Origin of the sequence: Dietzia sp. oral taxon 368 (genome assembly GCF_002999155.1) — a bacterium.
GTDB classification, from domain to species: domain Bacteria; phylum Actinomycetota; class Actinomycetes; order Mycobacteriales; family Mycobacteriaceae; genus Dietzia; species Dietzia cinnamea.
This window is the reverse complement of the sequence record NZ_CP027238.1, coordinates 2644601-2667301: the sequence shown is the minus strand read 5'-3', so window position 1 is coordinate 2667301 and position 22701 is coordinate 2644601. Positions and strand designations below refer to the sequence as shown.

General features: G+C 71.0%; 23 protein-coding genes. 15 read left to right on the top strand and 8 right to left on the bottom strand.

The window, feature by feature from the left end; all coding sequences use genetic code 11:
- Positions 1-3: 3 nt before the first annotated feature.
- A complete protein-coding gene (locus C3V38_RS12410; RefSeq protein WP_232303116.1) occupies positions 4-729 on the bottom strand; it encodes a serine/threonine protein kinase in 726 nt (241 codons plus the stop codon).
- Between the two features lie 304 nt (positions 730-1033).
- On the opposite strand from C3V38_RS12410, the gene C3V38_RS12405 reads away from it, so the two are divergent.
- From C3V38_RS12405 to C3V38_RS12360, 10 genes are all read left to right on the top strand, one after another.
- Positions 1034-1327: a hypothetical protein gene (locus tag C3V38_RS12405; RefSeq protein WP_061229139.1), complete on the top strand. Its 294-nt coding sequence runs from the start codon at positions 1034-1036 to the stop codon at positions 1325-1327.
- A gap of 4 nt (positions 1328-1331) precedes the next feature.
- Positions 1332-2234 carry a hypothetical protein gene (locus tag C3V38_RS12400; protein WP_129591185.1) on the top strand — a complete coding sequence of 301 codons (903 nt, stop codon included), beginning with the start codon at positions 1332-1334 and terminating at the stop codon, positions 2232-2234.
- A gap of 5 nt (positions 2235-2239) precedes the next feature.
- Positions 2240-3220 carry a hypothetical protein gene (locus C3V38_RS12395; RefSeq protein ID WP_129591184.1) on the top strand — a complete coding sequence of 327 codons (981 nt, stop codon included), beginning with the start codon at positions 2240-2242 and terminating at the stop codon, positions 3218-3220.
- Positions 3217-3702 carry a hypothetical protein gene (locus tag C3V38_RS12390; RefSeq protein WP_061916422.1) on the top strand — a complete coding sequence of 162 codons (486 nt, stop codon included), beginning with the start codon at positions 3217-3219 and terminating at the stop codon, positions 3700-3702. Before C3V38_RS12395 ends, C3V38_RS12390 begins: the two co-directional genes overlap by 4 nt.
- A gap of 129 nt (positions 3703-3831) precedes the next feature.
- The gene (locus tag C3V38_RS12385; protein ID WP_106385885.1) at positions 3832-5013 is read left to right on the top strand and encodes a zinc-dependent alcohol dehydrogenase; all 1182 of its coding nucleotides are present in this window, start codon (positions 3832-3834) and stop codon (positions 5011-5013) included.
- Complete coding sequence (locus C3V38_RS12380) at positions 5010-5759, top strand: histidine phosphatase family protein (protein ID WP_061229133.1); 750 nt, start codon at positions 5010-5012, stop codon at positions 5757-5759. The genes C3V38_RS12385 and C3V38_RS12380 overlap by 4 nt, the downstream gene beginning before the upstream one ends.
- Positions 5756-6676, top strand: coding sequence for an NAD(P)H-hydrate dehydratase (locus C3V38_RS12375; RefSeq protein ID WP_106385884.1), 921 nt, complete (start codon positions 5756-5758; stop codon positions 6674-6676). The genes C3V38_RS12380 and C3V38_RS12375 overlap by 4 nt, the downstream gene beginning before the upstream one ends.
- 25 nt (positions 6677-6701) lie before the next feature.
- Positions 6702-7235, top strand: a complete 534-nt coding sequence (locus tag C3V38_RS12370; protein WP_106385883.1) for a transporter substrate-binding domain-containing protein — start codon at positions 6702-6704, stop codon at positions 7233-7235.
- A 13-nt stretch (positions 7236-7248) separates the two neighbouring features.
- Complete coding sequence (locus C3V38_RS12365) at positions 7249-8223, top strand: cation diffusion facilitator family transporter (RefSeq protein ID WP_106385882.1); 975 nt, start codon at positions 7249-7251, stop codon at positions 8221-8223.
- Between the two features lie 58 nt (positions 8224-8281).
- Positions 8282-8785 (top strand): hypothetical protein, encoded by a 504-nt coding sequence (locus C3V38_RS12360; RefSeq protein WP_106385881.1) that lies wholly within the window; start codon positions 8282-8284, stop codon positions 8783-8785.
- A 36-nt stretch (positions 8786-8821) separates the two neighbouring features.
- On the opposite strand, the gene C3V38_RS12355 is transcribed toward C3V38_RS12360, so the two are convergent.
- The 3 genes from C3V38_RS12355 to nadA form a co-directional block, all read right to left on the bottom strand.
- The gene (locus tag C3V38_RS12355) at positions 8822-9343 is read right to left on the bottom strand and encodes a hypothetical protein (protein ID WP_106385880.1); all 522 of its coding nucleotides are present in this window, start codon (positions 9341-9343) and stop codon (positions 8822-8824) included.
- Between the two features lie 64 nt (positions 9344-9407).
- A complete protein-coding gene (nadC, locus tag C3V38_RS12350; RefSeq protein WP_082767743.1) occupies positions 9408-10328 on the bottom strand; it encodes a carboxylating nicotinate-nucleotide diphosphorylase in 921 nt (306 codons plus the stop codon).
- 41 nt (positions 10329-10369) lie between these two features.
- Complete coding sequence (nadA, locus tag C3V38_RS12345; protein ID WP_174705807.1) at positions 10370-11401, bottom strand: quinolinate synthase NadA; 1032 nt, start codon at positions 11399-11401, stop codon at positions 10370-10372.
- Positions 11402-11533: 132 nt separating this feature from the next.
- Here nadA and C3V38_RS12340 point away from each other — a divergent pair, with 132 nt between their 5' ends.
- Positions 11534-12241 carry an NUDIX domain-containing protein gene (locus C3V38_RS12340; protein ID WP_061229144.1) on the top strand — a complete coding sequence of 236 codons (708 nt, stop codon included), beginning with the start codon at positions 11534-11536 and terminating at the stop codon, positions 12239-12241.
- A 6-nt stretch (positions 12242-12247) separates the two neighbouring features.
- On the opposite strand, the gene C3V38_RS12335 is transcribed toward C3V38_RS12340, so the two are convergent.
- Positions 12248-12850, bottom strand: coding sequence for a hypothetical protein (locus C3V38_RS12335; protein ID WP_061229128.1), 603 nt, complete (start codon positions 12848-12850; stop codon positions 12248-12250).
- Positions 12851-12991: 141 nt separating this feature from the next.
- On the opposite strand from C3V38_RS12335, the gene C3V38_RS12330 reads away from it, so the two are divergent.
- From C3V38_RS12330 to treY, 3 genes are all read left to right on the top strand, one after another.
- The gene (locus C3V38_RS12330) at positions 12992-15151 is read left to right on the top strand and encodes an acyltransferase family protein (RefSeq protein WP_061229127.1); all 2160 of its coding nucleotides are present in this window, start codon (positions 12992-12994) and stop codon (positions 15149-15151) included.
- Between the two features lie 74 nt (positions 15152-15225).
- Positions 15226-17355 (top strand): glycogen debranching protein GlgX, encoded by a 2130-nt coding sequence (gene glgX / locus C3V38_RS12325; RefSeq protein ID WP_061229126.1) that lies wholly within the window; start codon positions 15226-15228, stop codon positions 17353-17355.
- Positions 17355-19784: a malto-oligosyltrehalose synthase gene (gene treY, locus C3V38_RS12320; protein WP_106385878.1), complete on the top strand. Its 2430-nt coding sequence runs from the start codon at positions 17355-17357 to the stop codon at positions 19782-19784. The genes glgX and treY overlap by 1 nt, the downstream gene beginning before the upstream one ends.
- A gap of 56 nt (positions 19785-19840) precedes the next feature.
- Here the strand turns inward: treY and C3V38_RS12315 are convergent, their stop codons facing one another.
- Positions 19841-20206, bottom strand: coding sequence for an RNA-binding S4 domain-containing protein (locus tag C3V38_RS12315; protein WP_007627726.1), 366 nt, complete (start codon positions 20204-20206; stop codon positions 19841-19843).
- Between the two features lie 183 nt (positions 20207-20389).
- Positions 20390-21319 (bottom strand): type IV toxin-antitoxin system AbiEi family antitoxin domain-containing protein, encoded by a 930-nt coding sequence (locus C3V38_RS12310; protein WP_254425976.1) that lies wholly within the window; start codon positions 21317-21319, stop codon positions 20390-20392.
- A 427-nt stretch (positions 21320-21746) separates the two neighbouring features.
- Between C3V38_RS12310 and C3V38_RS12305 the strand changes: the two genes are divergently transcribed.
- Positions 21747-22451, top strand: a complete 705-nt coding sequence (locus C3V38_RS12305) for a nitroreductase (protein ID WP_106385876.1) — start codon at positions 21747-21749, stop codon at positions 22449-22451.
- Between the two features lie 6 nt (positions 22452-22457).
- Here C3V38_RS12305 and C3V38_RS12300 read toward each other — a convergent pair whose 3' ends face one another.
- Positions 22458-22697, bottom strand: coding sequence for a hypothetical protein (locus tag C3V38_RS12300; protein WP_106385875.1), 240 nt, complete (start codon positions 22695-22697; stop codon positions 22458-22460).
- Between the last annotated feature and the right edge of the window lie 4 nt (positions 22698-22701).

The following is a 22701-nucleotide window of genomic DNA, read 5'->3' as shown; positions in this document are numbered from 1 at the left end:
GCGTCAGCAGGTGACGAGAACAGACGGATCGCTGGTGATGTCCAGCCACCGACCGTAGGCCGGGGGCCCCGCCGCGCGGACATCCGCGCACAGTTCCTGCCGGGTGTAACCCGACGCCCGATAGACCGCGTAGATGACGTTGCCGTTCTCGTCGCGCGGCCGCAGTGACGGGCACGCCATGTCCGTGCGTAGGTAGGACGCTCCCGGATACCTGGCCAAGGCCGAGGCGATCTCTTGGGCGTACGCGCCCGGGGTGACCGCCGAATAGAGGACGACGATCCCCCGGCCGTCACACGCCGGTCGAGACATGGGCGTGTCGAGTCCCAGATCACCGACGGTCACGGCGGGTTCCGGCGCGGCCGACGCCCCCGGTGCCACCGGCGCCGCCTGTGGAGTCGGCGCGAGCGGCGAGCTGGGGGCCTCCGTCGACGGGACGACCGGACTCTCCGTCGCCACGGAAGCAGCGATGGGAGTCGCGCCGGGTGCAGCGGCGGGCTGATCGTCCCGCGCCGCGACCAGGTAGCCGACCCCCGCTGCGAGCACGAGGAGCAGTACCACGACGATCCCGCCCAGGATCCATACCGCGGTGTTCCGACGCGGCTCCCGGGTGTCGTTGAACGGCGCGTATCGCCAGTCATCGGTGTCCCAGCCGTTCCCGGGCGATCTTGTCATGTCCACCACCGTCGCCAGGGCCGTGTAACCGGCCACTCCCGCCTGAATGACGATCACTTTATCCACGGTGAAGCGGCGACACTTCGTTTTCGCGTCCGCGCAGGCGTGGAACCGAACCGGCGATCCCGCGCGTCGAACAGGGTGCACGGAAACAGGGTGCACGGATAGGTCGCACAGAACCGCAGCAACAGCGACACCGACAGCAACAGAGACGTCACCACGACCAGCGAGGCGGAGATGAGAACGCAGGTATGAGTACGACGACGAGCGCCACCACAGCACCGGGCCGCTTCCACCGGGATACGCGGGCCCGTCAGGGGGAATCGGCGCGGCCGGTGGTCGAACCCACGGTGGGGCGACGATGACCGGGCCTCTCGATGTCACGCCGGCGGAACTGACGAATCTCGCCCGGCGCGTGGACGGATTCGGCGACCAGATCGGCGGGATCACTCCGGAGGGCGACCTCTCCACGCTGGCGAATGTTCTGAGGGGCAGCAGGGTCGCGGCTATCGCGAGCACGCTCGGCGCGCGGCTGAGTCAGTCGGCCGACAGGCTGAGCTCCGACCTGTTGGAGGAGGCGGGCCGCCTCCGGACCGCTACCGGGGTCATCGTCACGGCGGACGGCCACAACGCCGCGATGTTCGGCGGGAGGTGAACCGGTGCCGATACGAGTCAGCGACGCACTAGCGTGGCAGGTGGACGACGCCGAATCGCGCCTCAGCGCGGTCCGCGCGGGAATCACCGTGACGAATGACGTCGCGGACCGCCTGCGCGACGATGCGGAGCGGGTGCTGGACGGGATGGAGGGTCAGTCCGTCGACGCGGCGCGCTCATCGGTTCAGGATCTGCGTCGGCGCACATTCGCACTCGGCGACGACCTGCGCAGCACCGCGAATCCCCTGTCGTCGTTCGCTCGATCCGTCGCCATCCACCGGGATCGGCTGAGGGCGGGCGTCGAGGCGGTACTCCGACAGGGGGCGACCGTCGCGGAGGACGGAAGCGTGGTGTGTCCTCCCGACATGGAGGCGACCCGATCGCGAGAACTCCGAGAGCTCGAAGTGACCATCAAGGACGCGCTCCGTGCGATCGACTCTCTGGACGTCGAGACTGCGGACACGCTCACCCGCCTCTATGAGACCATCGCCGACCACAGCAACAACGTCGACGCCAAGACGATCACCGTGGGCGTGGTGAACTCGGTGATGACGGAACCACTGGCCGCCGCGATCGCGGCCGGCGACGACGGACTGCGCAGCACCCGAGTCGTCGCCAAGGGGCTCGGCCCGTTCGGGTCGGCGCTGAGCTTCGTGGCCGGGGTGTACGGCGCGCCGGAGGACGAGCCGTTGACGGAGACGCTCGCCGCCGAGGGCGCCGGTCTCGGAGCGGGGCTCGCGGCGAGCATCGTCGGTTCCGCCGTAGCGGGTGGCGTGGCCGGAAGCATCGTTCCCGGCGCGGGGACGGTGGCCGGCGTACTCGGGGGCATCGTCCTCGGCACGTTTGCGAGCGCCAGGGCGTCCGCGCACGTCCGCGACCGATTCGACGACCAGCGGCAAGGCGGGTGAGGGTGATGTCCCAACCGGCACCGGACTCTGCCGCCCGGACCATCGAGTGGACCTACCGCGTCGCCCAGAACCCTCGGTGGCTGCTGGCGTTCGCGGCCCTGTGTTGGTACGCCGGGCAGGTCATATGGGCTGCCACGTCGATCGACGTCTGGTGGTTTCTGGGTGTCATCGACCCGGTGCGCGCCGCGTACTCCGAGCGGCCCGACCTCGTGGAGCTCGCGTATCTCGGGTCCAGTGCGATGGTCGCCGTGCTCGTTCCGACCGTCACAGGTTTCGTCCACCTCAGGACTCCACCCCGGATCGATGAACCCCGAACACCGATTCCCGCATACGGGCACTGGCGCCTCCACATTCCCTTCGTGGTCGGGATCGCGCTGGGCTCATGGATGCTGATCCGCTGGTTCTCCGATCCCGACTACGACAACCTCTGGTCTCAGGTCTCGGCCTACGTGGCCCTGGCGATCGGGTGGGCGGGCATCGCCTTGGTCGGCTGGTCCCTCGTCGCCGGAGGTCACCGTCGCGCGCTCGTCTTCACACCCGGGGCGCTGCACTACACGCGCGGGTACTTCCAGGCCGCCATCCCGTGGGACTCCGTCACCGCACTCCGACCCGTGTGCGACGCCAACATCAAGAACGGGGGCCCCGGCGAGATTCACCGGCCCTCCCACCGCAATCTCCGCGCGGGGGTCCAGATGTTCGTTCGCGAAGGAGTGGAGACCAGAAGGAAGACCATGCTCTTCCGCATCGACGATCAGGACGTGATCGGCGTGGACTGCTCCGGTTACAAGATCGAGCCGAACACGCTTATCAACGCCATCTACCTCCTCGTGGAGAACCCCGGGCTCCGGCCACTGCTGGACACTCCCGAGTGCGCCGAGTTCTTCGTGGGTCCGGACTGGAACACGCGTCGGACGATGCGCGTCGGCGATCGTTGGGATCGGTCCACGGGCGAAATCGTCCGCGCCGACGACAAGGACACGCCATGACGACGCTCGCAGAGTTCCTCGAGGCCGGTGACCGCGTCCTCGAGCCGCTGGATGACGCCTCACTCGCCGGGCTCGACCCGGGTGCCGGCTGGCGACTGGTCGAACAGGCCGTGCCGGTGGGCAACGTCGCGATCTGGGCACATCCCGGGTTGTACCGCCAAGGATTCCAACCGACCGTTGTCCTCTCGCTCGCGCGGATCAGTCCCGCGATCGACCTCGGAACGCTGCTGGACCGGCTCGACGACACGGCTGCGACGCTCGAACGCTGGCGGGTGCGGGCCACCGACAGGGTGGTGGACGACCGGGGTCGACTGGTCTCGGACACCCTCGGCGAGTTCCGCGTGGGCCCTCACGAGCTCACCGCGTCGACCATCGCCACCGTGTGGCACGACGGCGGCGCGACGGTGCTGCGCCAGGTGGTGGTCACGACCTTCACCGACCAGGTGACGACGCACTCCGGCGTCCTGCGCGTTCTGGACTGAGGCCGCGACCAGCTGCGCCTCGCGTGCGCGCCGCGGGGCGCGTCCACCGGATGCGGGCCGTCGGCGTCGTTACTACGGTCGGGAATATGCGCGAAGGCGCATAGCACGACCCGAGAGAGGAGCCCGAACATGAAGGCAGTCACCTGGCACGGCAAGCGCGACGTCCGCGTCGAGGACGTCCCCGATCCCAGGATTCAGGAACCCACCGACGCGATCGTCAAGATCACCAGCACCAACATCTGCGGTTCCGACCTGCATCTGTACGAGGTCCTCGGGCCGTTCATGCACGAGGGCGACATCCTCGGCCACGAACCCATGGGGATCGTCGAGGAGGTCGGCGCCGAGGTGACCGGCCTCAAGCCCGGCGACCGCGTGGTCATGCCGTTCCAGATCTCGTGCGGGCACTGCTACATGTGCGACAAGGGTCTCAACACCCAGTGCGAGACCACCCAGGTCCGCGACCAGGGCATGGGTGCGATGCTGTTCGGGTACTCCGAGTTGTACGGCAGCGTTTCCGGCGGCCAGGCCGAGTACCTGCGGGTTCCGCAGGCGCAGAACACGACCATCAAGGTGCCGCACGAGCACGCCGACGACCGCTACCTCTACCTCTCGGACGTCCTGCCCACCGCGTGGCAGGCGGTGGACTACGCCGAGATTCCCGACGGCGGGACGGTCGTCGTGTTGGGACTCGGTCCCATCGGAGACATGGCGGCCCGGATCGCCGCCCACCACGGACACCGCGTCATCGGCGTCGATCCCGTCGCGGAGCGACGCGCACGCCAGGCGCACCGCGGCGTCGAGGTGATCGACCCGACCGACGTTCCCGGAGAGCTGGGCGACGTCATCCGCGACATGACCGACGGCCGCGGCCCGGACTCGGTGGTGGACGCCGTGGGCATGGAGGCGCACGGTTCCCCGGCCGCCAGTGCCGCACACGCGGCCGTGGGGATGCTGCCCAAGTTCCTCGGCAAGAAGGTGATGGAGAACGCCGGCGTCGACCGGCTCGACGCGTTCTACTCGGCGATCGACATCGTGCGCCGCGGCGGGACCATCTCGCTCTCCGGCGTGTACGGCGGCAGCGCCGATCCCCTGCCCATGCTGACGCTGTTCGACAAGCAGATCACGCTGAAGATGGGCCAGGCCAACGTCAAGCGGTGGGTGCCCGACATCATGCCGCTGCTGACCGACGAGGACCCGCTGGGCGTCGACGACTTCGCCACCCACCGGCTGCCGCTGACGGACGCCCCGCGCGCGTATGAGATGTTCCAGAAGAAGCAGGACGGCGCGGTGAAGGTGGTCCTCGAGCCGTGACGGAACTCGCGCGGCTCCTGCTGATCCGCCACGGACAGAGCATCGGCAACGTCGCCGACGACCGAGCCCGCGCCGCCGGCGCCCACCGCCTCGACCTGGACTACCGCGACGCCGACACCCCGCTGTCGGAGGCCGGGGTCGGCCAGGCCCGCGCGGTGGGCGCCTGGCTCGGCGAGCTGCCGGAGGAGCTCCGGCCCACCGTGTGGTTGACCTCGCCGTACCGCCGGGCGGCCGACACCGCGTCCCTCACACTCGAGGCGGCGGGCGGGGCGGCGGGCGCGCCGACTCTGCTCACCGACGAGCGCCTGCGGGAGCGCGATCTGGGGATCCTGGACGGTTACACCGGTGGGGGGATCCGAGAGCGTTATCCGGAGGAGGCCGAGCGGCGGGACCGGATCGGCAAGTTCTACTACCGGCCGCCCGGTGGCGAGAGCTGGACCGACGTGCTGCTGCGTGTGCGCTACCTGCTCACCGACCTGCGCCAGCAATACGCCGGCGAGCGGGTATGCGTGTTCAGCCACCAGGCGGTCATCATGTGCTTCCGCGTGGCCCTCGAGCGGATGGCCGAGCACGACGTGCTGACGATCGACCGCGAGGACCCGCTGCCCAACTGCTCGGTGACGACCTACCGGCGCGCCGACGACCAACTCACACTCGAGCACTACGCTGACACGACAGCTGTAGAGCGCGCGGATGCGCCGACGACGCATGAGACGCCGACGACGCAGGAGGAGGCGGCGACATGACGGGCGGCGACTTGCCGGGCGACGGATCCGATGGCGCGAGCGGATCCGAGACGGTCATCACGCCTCACCTCCTGCGGGACTGGCCACTGCCCGCGCCCGGCGGGGGCAAGGAGGGCCGCGGACGGGTGATCGTCGTGGGCGGCAGTCGGGCCACCCCGGGGGCGGTGAGACTGGCCGGCGAGGGCGCGCTTCGCAGCGGCGCGGGCAAGTTGCAGATCGTCACGGCCGAGTCGGTCGCGCCCGGACTGGCGATCCACATCCCCGAATCCAAGGCCGTCGGGCTGCCCGAACGCGAGGACGGGGAGCTCGCAGCGGTGGGCGCCGAGACGATCATCGGGCTCGCGAAGTCCTGCGACGCCGTGGTCCTCGGCCCCGGCATCGGGGACACGACCGCCGCGACAGACCTACTCGAAGAGGTGCTCCCCCGGCTGGAGACCACCCTGGTGCTGGACGCGCTCGGCATGGCGTACGTCACCGAGCACCCCGACGGCCTCGAGCACCTCGGCGGCCGCGTGGTCCTCAGTCCGAACCCCAAGGAGCTCTCTCGCACCCTGGGGGTCGACCAGGACGACGTGGAGGCCGACACGCCCGCGCACGTCACCGAACTCGCGCAACGCGCCCGCGCGGTCGTCGTGTCCGGCACCTCGACCTCGTGGATCGCCGCCCCGGACGGCCGTCTCTGGCGGGACGAGTCAGGATCGTTCGGACTCGGCGTCTCCGGCTCCGGTGACGTCAAGGCCGGCATCATCGCCGGGCTGTTGGCCCGAGGGGCGGATCCGGCACAGGCCGCCGCGTGGGCCACCTACAGTCACGGCCGGGCCGGAGAGCGCCTGTCCGCCCGGACCGGCCCCACCGGCTTCCTCGCCCGCGAGCTGCTCCCCGAGGTGCCGGGGATCCTGGTGGAACTCTCGTCCTGAGCAGGACGTCGGGAGGGTGTCAGTCATGCAGGTCCGGCAGCGCGGGTTCCCGGTCGGCCGGTCGCGCCGGGTCGGGGGTCGGAACGCGCTCGTCGTCGTATACCTCCTCGCCCTCACCGGCGCCCTGACCGCCGCGTGCGGCGGACCGTTCCCCAGGGATACCGACGGCAGCCTCGACCGGATCACCGGGGGCGTGCTACGCGTGGGCGTGTCGGAGAACCCGCCGTGGACCGAGGTGTACGACGACGGGCGCGTCGCCGGGCGGGAGGTCGACCTGGTGCGTGGGTTCGCCACCGAGCACGGAGCCGACGTGGAATGGATCCCCGGTGCGGAGAGCGAACTCGTGATGGCGATGGTCCGCGGCGATCTCGACGTGGTCGTCGGCGGGCTGACGTCCGATACGCCGTGGGAGTCCGAGGCGGCGGTGACCCGACCCTACGCCGATGAGGTCACACCGGACGGCGACGCCGAGCAGATGGTGATGGCCACGCCGCTCGGCGAGAACGCCCTGCTCGTGGCGTTGGAGACGTACCTCGCTGGCACCGGGGAGGCGTCGTGAGCGGGGAAGCGTCATGAGCGGGAAGACGGCGCTCGGAGGTCGGGACCTACCCGAGGAGCAGCAGGCCGCACTGCGACGCGCGATCCGGCTGGAGTGGGTGACCCTCGCCGTTCTCGCCGTGACGGTCGCGGCCGTGTACGCGGTGTCGGGCCAGTCGCAGGCGATGAAGGCGGCGTGGATCGAGGACTCGCTGTCCTTCCTGCCGCCGATCGCGTTCCTCGTGGCCGTACGCGTGTCCAGGATCCCGCCGAGCGCGCGGTTCCCGTACGGGCATCACCGGGCGGTCGACATCGGGCACCTCGTGGCCGGCGTGTCGCTTCTGGTCATGGGCGTGTTCCTCGTTGTCGACTCGGGCACCGGGCTGATCACCGGCGAGCGTCCCCCGCTGGGGGTGGTGGAGATCGGCGGGCACGTCATCTGGTCCGGGTGGCTAATGGTGGTGGTGATGGCGCTGTCGGTCATCGGGCCGTTCATCCTCGGCCGGATGAAGCTCGCACCGGCCGAGGCGCTGCACGACAAGGTGCTCTACGCCGACGCCGCCATGAACCGCGCCGACTGGAAGACCGGTCTGGCCACGATCGTCGGGGTGTTCGGGATCGGCCTGGGGCTGTGGTGGGCGGACGCGGCCGCGGCACTGGTGGTGAGCGTGTCGATCATCAGCGACGGGTGGTCCAATCTGCGCGGCGCGATCGAGGGGCTCGCCGACGCGCGCCCCACCCGCTTCGACGGCACCGACCCCCACCCGCTCGTCTACGAGATCGACGAACTGCTGGCCGAGGTGGACTGGTCCGTGGACCGCGGCGCGCGCGTGCGTGACGAGGGGCATGTCTTCCACGTGGAGGCCTTCCTCGTCCCCGCCGACGGCCGCGAGGTCACCGTCGAGGCCCTGTCGGACGTCCGTCGGCGGTTGGCGCAGCTGAGCTGGAAGATCGAGGACGTCGTGGTGACCGTCGTGCCGGAAGTGCTCGACGGTCACCGGCCGTGTTGACGCGCGCACCGGCCGCGTACCGGCTGCGGATCGCCGTGCGGGCTGGCACTCTCGGGGCATGCCCACTCTCGACGCCATCCGGACCGCCATCGACGCCGCCACCGAGCCCGAGCAGCCCGCGCTGGAGCGGGCTCGCATGATCATCGTGGACAAACTCGGCGAGCGCGACAGCCTGGGGCTCGACGAGCTCATCGAGTCAGTGTGCGAGGCGTACGACGCCCACTCGGGCGAGCCGCTGCGGCTGGTCGACGTCGACCCGTCCGCCCCCGAGACCGACACGCCCGCCCTGCGGAACCTGCGCTACGCCCGCGCCGCGCGCACGGCGATCATCGCGCTGCTCGACGAGGGGACGATCGTGACGGTCGCACCGCTGCCCGGCGACGGTGAGATGGTCCGCGCCACCGGCGAGGGGGACCCCGCGGGAGAGGACCACGACGACGACGAGGTCACCGCCGCCAAGGAGACCACCGACGCGGCAGCCGCGAAAGCCGGGGCCGAGGAGGTCGTCGTCGCGACGGGCCCGCAGCCGGAGGGGCGGCGGTTCTCGCTGGCCGACCGCTGACCGCCCCGCCGGCGGGTCCGGGGCGCGCGGGGCGTCCTACAGGGTGACGGTCTCGTCCGGGTGGTCGGTGTCCTTGAGCGGCTTCTGCGCCCCGCCGGACAGGGTCGTCTCGCCGAGGCGGGCCTCCCGGTACCGCTCGGCCTGCGCCTGGGTGATGGGTTCGCGGGAACCGTCCTTGGCGTAGCAGACCGGCAGCCAGGCGCCCTCGTCGTCCAGGCGGGCGACGATCCGCTGGCGCAGGCGGAACGGCTGGATGGAATCCGACCACGCGACCAGCAGGTCGAGGTTCCCGCCGCGGGCGTCGGGCGTCGAGTCGGTGATGCAGAAGTGCTGCACACTGCGCCACACCGCGAACTGCGCGCCGGACACCGACAGCGGATCGACGGTCGCGGCCTTCGGCGAGCGGGCGGACCGGGTGCGGGAGGCCTTGGCGGGCGCGGCGGGCGGGGGCGGTGAGGTGTTCTCCCCGGCCTCGACGCGGCGCCGGGCCTCCTCCATCCGCTGCAGTCGTCGCTCCGCCGCCGTGCTCTTCTCGCCTGAGTCCCAGAACCCCGTCATGGCAGACGACTTTACGCGGCCTGCCGTCTCGCGCCCGAGCCCGAAAGCCCCCGTGGGGCGGACCTCACAGGTCCAGGCCGAGGTCCAGCACAGCGACAGAATGGGTAAGCCCCCCGACCGCGAGATAGTCGACGCCGCAGCGTGCGTAGTCGGCGGCCACGTCGAGAGCGAGCCCGCCGCTGGACTCCAGTCGGGTCCTCGGCGAGACCTTGTCGCGGCGCTGCACCGCGATCTGCGTCTGCCACACCGGGAAGTTGTCCAGCAGCACCAGGTCGACGCCCGCGGCCAGCATCTGGTCGAGCTGCTCCAGGGAGTCCACCTCGACCTCGCACGGTAGCTCCGGGAAGCGCTCGCGGACCGCCGTCAGCGCCGGGAGGACCCCACCGGCGGCGACGACGTGGTTGTCCTTGACCAGTACCGCGTCGCCCAGGCCCAGGCGGTGGTTGACCCCGCCGCCGCACCGCATCGCGTACTTCTGCAGCAGCCGCATTCCGGGCATCGTCTTACGCGTGTCGCGGACCGCGCAGTTCGTTCCGGCGAGTTCGTCGGCCCACGCGCGGGTGGCGGTGGCGACCCCGGACAGGTGGCACACCAGGTTGAGCACCGTGCGCTCGGCGGTGAGCAGCCCGAGGGTGGGCGCGCTGATCTCGGCCACGACGTCGCCGGCCGCCACGCGGTCGCCGTCGCGGGCGTGGAGGGTCACGGAGAACCCGGGGCCGCTCTCGCCGGACGAGCCGCCCGTGCCCCGGCCGATCACCTCGTCCAACACCATCTCGATCAGCGGCAGGCCCGCCACGACGCCGTCTGCGCGAGTCGCCAGCCGCGCGGTCGCCCGGGCATCGGCCGGCACCGTGGCCAGCGAGGTGGCGTCCGGGCCGTATCGCAGGTCCTCCTCGAGCGCGCGACGGATCGCGAGCACCGCGTCCGCACGGGTGTCGGGGTCGAAGAACTCGTCGTCGTCGACCCCGGCTGCACCGCTCGCCACCGTCCCGCGGTCCGACACGCCGCCCGACACGCCCGGGCGGCTCACTCCCCGGACCCCGGGTTGCCGATGGCGATCATCCGCTCGACCGACCCGCGCGCGGCTTCGGCGGTCACGGGGTCGACGTGGACCTCGTCGGCGCCCTCGACGAGGGCGCGTAGCAACGCGGCCGGGGTGATCATCTTCATGTACGGGCAGCTGGCCTGGTCGTTGACCGGCAGGAAGTCGATCTCCGGGGCGGCCTTGCGCAGCTGGTGGATCATGCCGACCTCCGTCGCCACGAGCACCTCGCGGGCGCCCGAGGCACGAGCGGCGTCGACCATGCCGCCGGTGGACAGGATCTTGACCTGATCGGCGGGCACCGCGCCCTCGGTGGCCAGGTGCAGCGCGCTGGTCGCGCAGCCGCACTCGGGGTGGACGAAGAGCTCCGCGCCCGGGTGGGCGCCGGCCTTGGCCGTGAGCTGGTCGCCGTTGATCGCGGCGTGGACGTGGCACTCGCCCGCCCACACGAGGACGTTGTCGCGGCCGGTCTTGCGCCGCACGTGCGCGCCGAGGAACTGGTCTGGCAGGAAGAGCACCTCGCGGTCAGGGTCGATCGAGGCGACCACGTCCACGGCGTTGGAGCTGGTGCAGCAGATGTCGGTGAGCGCTTTGACCGCCGCGGTGGTGTTGACGTAGGAGACCACGACGGCGTCCGGGTGCTCGGACTTCCACTCGGCCAGCTGCTCGGCGGTGATGGAGTCGGCCAGCGAGCAGCCCGCGGCCTCGTCAGGGATGAGGACGGTCTTGTCGGGCGAGAGGATCTTGGCGGTCTCGGCCATGAAGTGCACGCCGCAGAACACGATCGTCGACTGCTCGACGGCCGCCGCGATGCGCGACAGGGCCAGCGAGTCACCGACGTGGTGGGCGATGTCCTGGATGGCGGGGATCTCGTAGTTGTGCGCGAGGATCACCGCGTCGCGGTCGGCGGCGAGGCGGCGGATCTCCGAGGCCCACTCGGCGTCCGGCTCGACGCCCGTGTACACGGAGCCGTCGTGACGGATCCTCGCGGCGAGCGGCGAGTCGAGCCGCCCGATCGTGGTGCCGGGCCGCGGCGCGACCGTCGTGCTGTGTCCTGTGGCAGTGCTCAACGCTGCCCCCTCCCGGGTGAAGTCTCACGGCGCCCTCCGGCAACCGCCCGGGGACGTTTTCGACTTATGATCGAATACATGAAGGAGTGTAACACCGGTCACGAGGTGCTCGTCGTGGTGAGCCAGGTGCGGCCGGTCTCCGAGGCCTCGACACCCGCCCTCCACGTGCTGCTCTGGCAACACTCCCTGGGGCCCGCCGCCGGCCGGTGGGCGCTCCCGGGCGGCGAGGTCCGTGACGACGAGGACCTGCGCGCCTCCGCCACCCGGCAGCTCGCCGAGAAGGTCGACGTGCGGTCACTGAGCCACCTCGAACCGGTCGCCGATTTCTCCGACCCGGCCCGCGTCCCCGGCCGGCGCGTGTTCGCCTCCGGCTTCCTCGGCGTGCTGCCCTGCGACGCCGCGCCGGCCCTGCCCGACGACACCGCGTGGTTCCGCGTGGACGAGCTGCCCGACACGGTCTACGACCACGCGGGCATCGTCGCACTGGCCCGCGACCGCCTGGCGGCCAAACTGTCCTACTCCAACCTCGGCTTCGCCCTCGCGCCCGAGGAGTTCACGCTGTCCTTCCTCGCGCAGCTCTACGCGGCCGCGCTCGGGCACCCGGTGGACCCGACCAACCTCCAGCGCGTCCTGACCCGCCGCCGCGAGCTCGAGGCGTGCGGGCGCAGCGCTCCCCCGGGCCCGTCGGGCGGGCGGCCGGCGGGGCTGTACCGGTTCGCCGAGAGGCGACTGCGCATCACCGACCAGTTCGCCACCCTGCGCCCGCCGACCGGCAGCGGGTGGTGAGTCCCGTCAGTCGGCGTGCAGGTCCGCCGACGGGTCGAGGTACGCCAGGGCGGCGACCGTGAACGCCGCGATCATCGTCCCCAGGGCCAGCCAGCCGACGCCGGGAGGGAACCAGTCCCACGCCGGGCCGGACAGGCCGTAGATCATCCGGTCGTAGAAGAGCTCCCCCGCCGCCGGGGCCTGACGCACCACCTGCCCGTACGGGGCGTCCTCCGGCGGCGCCGCGAGCACCCCGGCCACCGGGGACGCGGACATCGCGGCCGTCGTCGCCGCCAGCCCGGGCACGAGCGCGAGCGCGGGCACGCCTCCCGGCCGCCGCAGGCGGGGATGTCGGTGCCAGAGCACGAGCACCGCGCACACCGTGGCGGAGCCGGTGAGCACGACGAGCGTGAGCAACTGGCTGCCACCGTCCGCCCCCGAATCGGTCAGCCGCAGGCCGCGTCCGCCGCCGACGGACAGAAGCTCCGAGCGGGGGGCCGCGACGGCCCACAGCGTCAATGCCGCGAGAAACGGGGCGACGACGCCCAAGAGTGTGCCCGCCGCGCGTGGGGCGGTGCCGGGCGTGCGGTCGGACGAACGCACGACACCTGACGACGACGGGCCGGTCATGCGGCCCGACTGTACCAACGGCGGTGACGCCGACCCGCTGTGGTGTAATCGGACCCGGCTCCGCTCCCCCCGGCGTGGCGCCCGGATGCCGGGCCGGGGCCATCCGCGACCCCCGGACAAGACGTCAGGAAGTATCAGCCAGTGGCCTCCACCCCTGCTCCCGCGCCCGCCCCCCGGCGCCGCGGGACGAAGGCCTACCGGCACGACATCGACGGCCTGCGCGGCCTCGCGATCGCACTGGTCGTGGTGTTCCACATCTGGATGGGCCGCGTCTCCGGCGGCGTCGACGTGTTCCTCACCCTGTCCGGATTCTTCTTCCTCGGCTCGCTCCTGCGCGGCGCCGGCGACCCGGACACGCCCCTCAACCCGCTGCCGCACCTCAAGCGCCTGGTCCGCAGGCTGTACCCGGCGCTGGTGGTGACGGTCGCCGCGACCGTCCTCGGCACCGTGCTCGTCAAGCCGCCCACCCAGTGGTCGGCGATCTTCGAGCAGACCGTGGCCTCGCTGCTGTACTACCAGAACTGGGAACTGGCGCTCACCGCCTCGGACTACGCGGCCGCCGACGCGACCATCTCGCCACTGCAGCACCTGTGGTCGATGTCCGTCCAGGGCCAGTTCTACCTGGTGGCCCTGGTGGTGGTCCTCGGCGTGAGCCTGCTGTGGCGTCGGCTCGTCCGCCGCGGCACCCCCAAGTGGGTCCTCGTCGGCATCGTGGCCGCGGGCACCGCCACATCGGCGTGGTGGGCCGTGCTCGGACAGTCCGCCAACCAGTCGTGGAACTACTACGACACCGGCGCCCGCATGTGGGAGCTGCTCGTCGGCGGCCTGGCGGCGATCGTCCTGGCCGGGATCGTCCTGCCCTGGCCCCTCCGCCTGCTCACCACCGCCACCGGCCTCTTCCTGGTGGTGAGCACCGGATTCCTCTTCGACGGCGCGGGCCACTTCCCCGGCCCGCTGGCCTGGTACCCCATCGGCGGCGCGCTGCTCATCATCCTCGGCGGCAACCTCCCGCCCGGCCTGCGCGCCACCCCGGCCCGGGACCCCATCACCTGGCTGCTGTCCGGCCGGCTGTTCCGGCGCCTCGGGGACATCTCCTACTCGCTCTACCTGTGGCACTGGCCGCTGCTCATCCTGTGGCTCTCCCACGACCGCGAGGCCGAGATCACGCTCGCCTCCGGCCTGGTGATCATCGCCGTGTCGATCGTGCTGGCGCTTCTCACGGAGAAATACATCGAGCGACCGGTGCGGATGGCCAGCCGGGCCCGGGGACGCACCACCCCGGCGGCCGCCGCCCGCGACCGGCTCCGGGGCGGCCCGGAACGCTCGCCCCGGGAGCAGAGACTGTTCGTCCGCGCGAGCGTCCTCGTCGTCGTCGCCGCCGTCGCCAGCGTGGCCACCGTCGGCTGGTGGGGCGCCACCTCCGGTTCCCGCTCGGCCGTCCCCTACGTCGACTCCCTCACCGACCCGGACCACCCCGGCGCGCGGGCGTTCCTCGAGGGAGTCCCCGCGCCCGACGACGTCGCGTACGTCCCCTCCCTGCTCCAGGTGGGCAACGACCTGCCCGCCAGCACCATGGACGGCTGCATCTCGACCTTCGAGTCCTCCGAGGTGGAGATGTGCGTCTACGGCGACGTCACCTCGCCCCGCACCATCGCGCTCACCGGCGGCTCCCACGCCGAGCACTGGATCAGCGGCCTCGACGAGGTCGGTCGGCACTACGGCTTCCGCGTGGTCACCGTCCTCAAGATGGGCTGCCCCCTCACCCTGGACGCCACGGTCTCCGACGGCGGCGAACAGCTCTACGAGAGCTGCGCCGAGTGGACCCCCGAGGCGCTGGCGGCGCTCGTCGGGCTGGACCCGGACTTCGTCTTCACCACCGCCACCCGACCCGTCGGCGTCGTGGGACCCGACGTCACCCCCCGCCAGTACGTCGACCTGTGGCGCGCGCTCGGCGAGCAGGGCATCGGGGTCATCGCCATCCGCGACACCCCGTGGCTCAACCGCGGCCGCGGCCCGATCCGCGCCTCCGACTGCCTCGGCGACGGCGGCACCCCGGCCGAGTGCGGCATGCCTCGCGAGCGCTCCATCTCCCCCGTCAACCCCGCCGCGCTCGCCGGCGCCGGCCTCGACTCCGTGCGACTGCTCGACCTCACCGACGGGCTGTGTGATCCCGAGGTCTGCCCCGCCGTGGTGGGCAACGTGATCGTCTACCACGACTCCCACCACCTGTCCGGCTCCTGGGTGCGCTCCGCGTCCGGCGAACTGGCCCGTCAGATGGGGCCCGCCACCGGCTGGTGGTGACCGGGACCTTCGCGTACGAGGGCCTCGCCGGGTACCGATAGGCACTACCCTTGGGCAGCGTGACCCAAGATGACGTGACGCAAGCCGCCCCGGAGCTCATCCGCGCCTGGCCGGGAACCCCTTACCCGCTGGGGGCCACCTACGACGGCACCGGCACGAACTTCTCCCTGTTCTCCGAGGTCGCGGAGCGCGTCGAGCTCTGCCTGATCGACGACGACGGCAGCGAACAGCGAGTCGAACTCGAGGAGGTCGACTACCACATCTGGCACTGCTACCTGTTCGGAGTGACCCCGGGTCAGCGGTACGGATTCCGCGTCCACGGGCCGTACGAGCCGGAGAACGGACTGCGGTGCGACCCGTCCAAGCTGCTGCTCGACCCGTACGGCAAGGCGTTCGACGGCAGCTTCGACGGCCACCCGAGCCTGCACAGCTACGACCTCGACAACCCGGACGAGCGCAACACCGACGACTCGCTCGGGCACACCATGACCACCGTCGTGATCAACCCCTACTTCGACTGGGGCAATGACCGGGCGCCCGGCCACGAGTACCACAACACGGTGATCTACGAGGCCCACGTCAAGGGCATGACGGCCACCCATCCCGACATCCCCGCCGAGATGCGCGGGACCTATGCGGGCATGAGCCACCCCGCGATCATCGACTACCTCACCGAACTGGGCGTCACCGCGATCGAGCTCATGCCCGTGCACCAGTTCATGCACGACCAGCCGCTCATCGACAAGGGCCTGCGCAACTACTGGGGCTACAACAGCTTCGGGTTCCTCGCCCCCCACAACGAGTACGCCTTCTCCCGCCAGCCCGGCGACGCCGTGAGCGAGTTCAAGGCCATGGTCAAGGCCTTCCACGAGGCGAACATCGAGGTGATCCTCGACGTGGTCTACAACCACACCGCCGAGGGCAACCACCTGGGGCCCACCATCGGCTTCCGCGGTATCGACAACCAGGCCTACTACCGGCTCGTCGAGGGCGACAAGCAGTTCTACATGGACTACACGGGGACCGGCAACACCCTCAACGTCCGGCACCCGCACTCGCTGCAGCTCATCATGGACTCGCTGCGCTACTGGATCCTCGACATGCACGTCGACGGCTTCCGCTTCGACCTCGCCTCGTCGCTCGCCCGCGGCCTGCACGAGGTCGACCGGCTGTCCTCGTTCTTCGATCTCGTCCAGCAGGACCCGGTGGTCAGCCAGGTCAAGCTCATCGCCGAGCCGTGGGACGTCGGTGAGGGCGGCTACCAGGTGGGCAACTTCCCGCCCCTGTGGACGGAGTGGAACGGCCAGTTCCGCGACACGGTGCGCGACTTCTGGCGCGGCGAGCCCGCCACCCTGGGCGAGTTCGCCTCCCGCCTCACCGGCTCCTCCGACCTGTACGAGGCCACCGGCAGGCGCCCCACTGCGTCGATCAACTTCGTCACCGCGCACGACGGTTTCACCCTCAACGACCTCGTGACCTACAACGAGAAACACAACGAGGCCAACGGGGAGGACAACAACGACGGCGAGAGCCACAACCGCTCCTGGAACTGCGGCGTCGAGGGGCCCACCGACGACCCCGAGATCCTCGCCCTGCGCCGCCGTCAGAAGCGCAACCTGCTCACGACCCTCATCCTCTCGCAGGGCACGCCGATGATCGCCCACGGTGACGAGATCGCGCGCACCCAGCACGGCAACAACAACGTCTACTGCCAGGACAACGAGACGTCGTGGATGAACTGGGACCTCGACGAGGAGCAGGAGGACCTGCTCGCCTTCACCCGCGAGCTCGTCCAACTGCGGAAGAACCACCCCGTGTTCCGGCGTCGACGCTTCTTCGGCACCCCGGTGCGCGGCGAGGAGGACCCGCAGGACATCGCGTGGTTCGCCCCCGACGGCTCGGAGATGACGAGCAAGGACTGGGACTCCGGCTTCGGCAAGTCCCTGGCCGTCTACCTCAACGGCGAGGGCATCCGCGAGCCGGACGAGCGTGGGCAGCGGATCATCGACGACTCGTTCCTCATGCTGTTCAACGCCCACCACGAGCCCATCGACTTCTCGTTGCTCGGCCCCGAGTACGCCGAGGCGTGGGAGATCGTCCTCGACACCACCCGGCCCGCCGGCGACCACAACGGGGACCTGCCCTCCGACGGCACCCTGGTCGTGGCCGGCCGCGGCACGGCCGTCCTACGGAAGCTGCGCTGATGGGCGACGCCGCGAACGGCGCGGGGTCGGGCCTGCGGGCCCGGGTCGACGCTCTCTCCAGCACCTACCGCCTTCAGCTGCGCACCCCCGCCTCCGACCCCGACGGCCGCGGCTTCACCCTGGCCGACGCCGAGCAGCTCGTGCCCTACCTCGCCGACCTCGGGGTGGGCGCGGTGTACCTCTCGCCCGTCCTGACCGCCACGCCCGGCTCGACCCATGGTTACGACGTCGTCGACCCCACCGAGGTCTCGCCCGAGCTCGGTGGGATCGACGCCCTGCGGTCCCTGCGCGCGGCGTGCCGCGCCCACGGGCTGGGGCTGATCGCCGACATCGTGCCCAACCACCTCGGCGTGGACGAGCCGGCCGCCAACCCCTGGTGGTGGGACGCGCTGCGGCGGGGCCCCGACTCGGAGTATCACCGCTTCTTCGACTTCGACACCGAGAAGGCCAACGGGGCCGACGGCAGGATCGCGATACCCGTCCTGGGCTCTCCGGAGGACGTGGCCGACCTCGTCGTCGTCGCCCCCGAGGACTCCCCCAGCGGCGAGGCCGAGCTCCACTTTTACGACCACCGCTTCCCCGTGGCGCCCGGCACCGGGGACGGCACCGCGCAGGAGGTGCACGACCGCCAGCACTACCGGCTCACCCACTGGCGCGAGCCGCTGCTCGGCTACCGTCGCTTCTTCACCGTCACCGGCCTGGCCGGACTCCGCCAGGAGGACCCCGAGGTCTTCGACGCCACCCACGCCGAGGTGCGCCGCTGGTGCGAGGAGGACCTCGTCGACGGCATCCGCGTCGACCACCCGGACGGGTTGTCCGACCCGGTGGGCTACGCGCACCGACTGCGGGACCTCGTCGGACCGGACCGGCTCGTGCTGGTGGAGAAGATCCTCGCGCCCGACGAGGTCCTCGAGCCCGCCATGGGGGTCGACGGCACCACCGGTTACGACGCCCTGCGGCTCATCGATCAGCTGCTCGTCGACGCCTCCGGCGAGGCCCGGTTGTCCGAGCTCGCCGCGCGGTACAGCGGTGACCCGGGCGACGAGGACCGGATCCACGCGCAGTCCGCCGAGCTCAAGAGACAGATCGCCGCCGAGGATCTCGCCCCCGAGTTGGCGCGGCTCGCCCGCGTCGTGCGCCACGAGGCCGCCGCCGGGCACGGGGGGTCGACGAGCGACGACGTCGAGGAGGGCGATCTCCGCGAGGCCCTGATCTCGGTGATCGCGCGTACGCCGTTCTACCGGGCCGACTATCCCGTCCTGCGGGGCACCCTCCCGGCCATCGTCGACGGCCTGCGCCGCGACCGGCCCGAGCTCGCGCCCGCACTGCGCCTCGTGGCCGGTGCACTCGCGCGCGGCGGCGAGGCGTCCACGCGGCTCGCGCAGGTCACCGGCGCCGCCACAGCGAAGGCCGATGAGGATCGGCTCTTCTACCGCCTCGGGCGGCTCGTCTCGCTCAACGAGGTCGGCGGCTCACCCGGGCGGATGGGCATGGCCGTCGAGGCGTTCCACCTGGCGATGGCCGAACGCGCCCGCGCCACACCGCTGGCCATGACCGCGCTGAGCACCCACGACACCAAGCGCGGCGAGGACGTCCGCGCCCGGATCTCGGTGCTGTCCCAGGTCCCGGACGCGTGGGCCGACCTGGTCTCGCGCGTGTTCGAGGCCCATCCCCCGCCGGCCGAGGACGCCGGGTACTTCCTGCTGCAGATCGTCGTGGGCGTGTGGCCGGAACCGGGCGGGCCGACCGACGAGCTGCGTTCGCGTCTGCACGACTATGCCGACAAGGCCCTGCGGGAGGCCGCGGTCCACACAAGATGGACCGATCAGAACGCGGAGTTCGAGTCCGCCGCGCACGAGTGGATCGACACCCTACTCGGCTCCGGCTCCGCGCTCATCGGCCCGTTCGTCGAGCGCATCGCCCCGGCCGGACGCGACAACGCACTCGTCGCCAAGGCCGTGCAGCTGCTCTCCCCCGGCGTGCCGGACGTCTACCAGGGCACCGAGGTGTGGGAGGACTCACTCGTCGACCCGGACAACCGGCGGTTCGTGGATTACGGTCCGCTTCGCTCGGGCGCCGTCGCCCGTGCCGGCCATCCGAAGTTCGCACTGGTCCGCGAAGTGCTCCGGATCCGCCGGTCGCACCCGGCGGACCTCGTCGGCGGGGCACACGTGCCGCTACCCGTGCACGGTCCCGCAGCCGCGGACGTCGTCGCGTTCACGCGGTCGGTCGACGGCCGCGCGGCGGTCGGGCTGATCGCCCGGCGGCGGACGGCGGTCCTCAGCGCCGGCGATCTCGGAGGCACCACCGCCCTGCTGCCGGAGGGGACGTGGGCGGTGCGGCCCGGCGGGGCTCCGATCTCCGGCCGCGTCGACCTGGGCGAGTTGCTCAGCGCCTTCCCCGTCGTGGTGATCGTTCGCGAGGACTGAGGCGGGTCGACTGGCGTGTCGGGTCCGTCCGGTCGGGCTGGGCCGGGTGGGCTGGGTCAGCCGCGGCCCAGCAGCCTGTCGGTCTCCCGCCGCTCGCGCTTTGTGGGCCGGCCCGCGCCGCGGTCCCGTCGCGGTTGGGAGGCCAGGATCTCCTTGGGCGGCGGCGGGGGTGAGTGGTCGATATAGCAGGTCGCCGCCACCGGAGCCCCGACCCGCTTGCTCACCGTCTCGACCACCTCGAGAATGCGGATCCGGCCGAGCGCGCCCGTCACCTGGACCCGGTCGCCGGGCACGACGTTCTTCGACGGTTGCACTGCCTCACCGTTGACCTTGACGTGGCCACCCCGACAGGCGGCCGCCGCCTTGGTCCGCGACGGGAACAACCGCACCGACCACGTCCACGCGTCCACCCGCACACCCATGGCCCGAGGATAACCGCGCCCGGAGCCTCCACGCGGCCCGCGTAGTCTCATGACGGCGATGCGCCCTTCGATCGGTGATCCGCCCCTCGGATGACGATCTGCCCTCGGAGTTCCCAGGGTGGATCGATTTGCGGAGGGCGGATCGCGGTTCGAGGGGCGGATCGTGCCGGTCAGCCGCCGTAGTCAGGCGGCAGCCGGGTACATCACGCTCCGAAGGCGCTGCACCAGTAGCCGAGGCTTGTCGAGATCCGCCCACCGCGAGTGGAGCACCCGGTAGCCCAGAGCCATGAGCGCGGCATCTCGATCTTTCTCGACACCCAGTCGGCGCCGGGCCTCTGCCGCATCCGCATCATCGAGGTACTTGCCTAAACCGTCGCATTCGCCGATCAGTCCGAACTCCGGCCAGAGGAAGTCCACGCGAGCGACGAAGTTGCCGTGGGTATCGAAGATGTCGACTTGTGTCTGAGCCTCCGGAAGACCGTAGTCCGCGAAGATCAGGCGACTGCGGGTCTCCGCGACGCTCTCGCTGCGGGCATCGACTCGGGCCAGCGCGGCCCGCGCCCGTGTGACACCGGACCTACCGGCCGCGCGGCTCAGCGCGTCGTCCACCGACGCCGCAGTGACCGCCTCCGCCTTGAAGGCCGCATCTGTGACTGCCACGCTCGCCGGAAGTGCGCACGACCTGGCCACGTCCACGATGGTGCGTTCCGGGCGGGTCACGCGGAGCCCGTCGACCACGTCGACCTCGTCTTCCGCCAACGGGGTCACGTCGTGCTTGGTCAACCTGGTGATACGGGATCTCTGGGCGTGCCCGGCGCGGGACAACGACACGGTTCCGAGCGGCAGGCCCCAGCCCGGCAACCCCAAGACGAGTGCTGCCGACCAGTGGGTGAACACCGGGCATCCGAGGGCGCGGTCCGCCGCCAGCACCATGAGCAGGTGCCGATCCTCTCGCGCGAGTTCTCTCGTGGACCGGTCGACGTAGAAACCGGGACGCAGGCGGATGAGATCGCCCGAGGCGACCGCTCTACCGAGCGACTGTGTGCTGAAGCCCGCCGCCATCAACTGCTCGGTCGTGTGGAGGAGTGCTCGCAGATCATCGAAAGTAGCCATGGTCAGATCCTCGGTGCTCATCCGGCCGGTTCCGGCTCATCCCGGTTCTCGACTCGTTCTCCTGTGGATCACGCCGGCCCCTGTGACTGCGTGCGCGCAGCCAACTGACCTGCCTCATCGCCACTGTCGGGGCGGCGAGTGGACGAGTTCCCGCCGGGCGGTCCGGATCCTCACGATCTGGCTTCCGACGGCCGAAAGTCCCGCCAAAGTGGACATCCAGCCGTGGCCGGCGTGAGCCTTCGATGCGGCCGTCGGCGTTCTGCTCCTCGGATCGCGAGTTGCTCCAGGAGTTCCTAGGGCAGGTGACGATCCGAGGGGCAGATCGTCGGGGGGTCCGGCCGGCTCGCACCTCCGGCCGGCCCGCACCTCCGGCCGGAGCACCATGAGAGACTGGGATCACACCACCCCGCAGCTCGCTGGAGGACCCATGACCGACGCCGCCTCGATCGCTCCGGCGACACTCGACGCCGCCGCCACGCTCGAGCGGATCCTCGACGAGCGCTACAGTTGCCGCGGCTTCACCTCGGAGCCGGTGCCTGAGGAGACGATCGAGCAGATCCTGCGGATGGCCCAGCGCACGGCATCGTGGTGCAACTCGCAGGCCTGGCAGGTCGACCTCGTGACCGGGGACGCGACGGCCGCGTTCAGCACGCACCTCACCGAGCACGTGTCGGCCAACGACATGCGCTCGGATTTCCCGGCGCCGGAGCGGTACGACGGCGTCTATGGGGACCGCCGGCGGGCCAGTGGCTACGGCCTCTACACCGCGCTGGGCATCGAGCGGTCGGACCAGGAGGCGCGACTGCGCCAGATGCTGGAGAACTACCGCTTCTTCGGCGCCCCCCACGTCGCGATCATCACCTCGGACGCGGGCCTGGGCACCTATGGGGCAGTCGACTGCGGCGGGTACGTCTCGACGTTCCTGGCCGCGGCCACCTCACTCGGCGTGGCGACGTGCGCGCAGGCCGCGATCGCCCTGTATTCCGACGCTGTCCGCGAGCACCTGTCGATCCCGGCCGACCGGCTCATCGTGTGCGGGATCGCCTTCGGCTACGCGGACGAGAACCACCCGGCCAACACGTTCCGCGCCGAGCGCGCGGACCTTGGCGACGTCGTGCGCCGCCACGGCTGAGACGGCTCAGTACAGCTCGCGCTTCTGGTCCGGCTTGCCGGAGATCGCCTTGCGGACCTTGTTGCCGTGGTAGATCGTCAGAATCCCGGCGATGATCGCCACCACCGTGAAGAACGAACTCGCGAACAGCGCGATCGGCAGCGACACCACAGTCACGCCCAGCGCGATCGCCGTGTTCCGCGCGTCCTTGCGGACCTGCTGCTTCTGGAGCTCGATCGAGTTCGGCTGGTAGGGCTGCATGCTCATACGT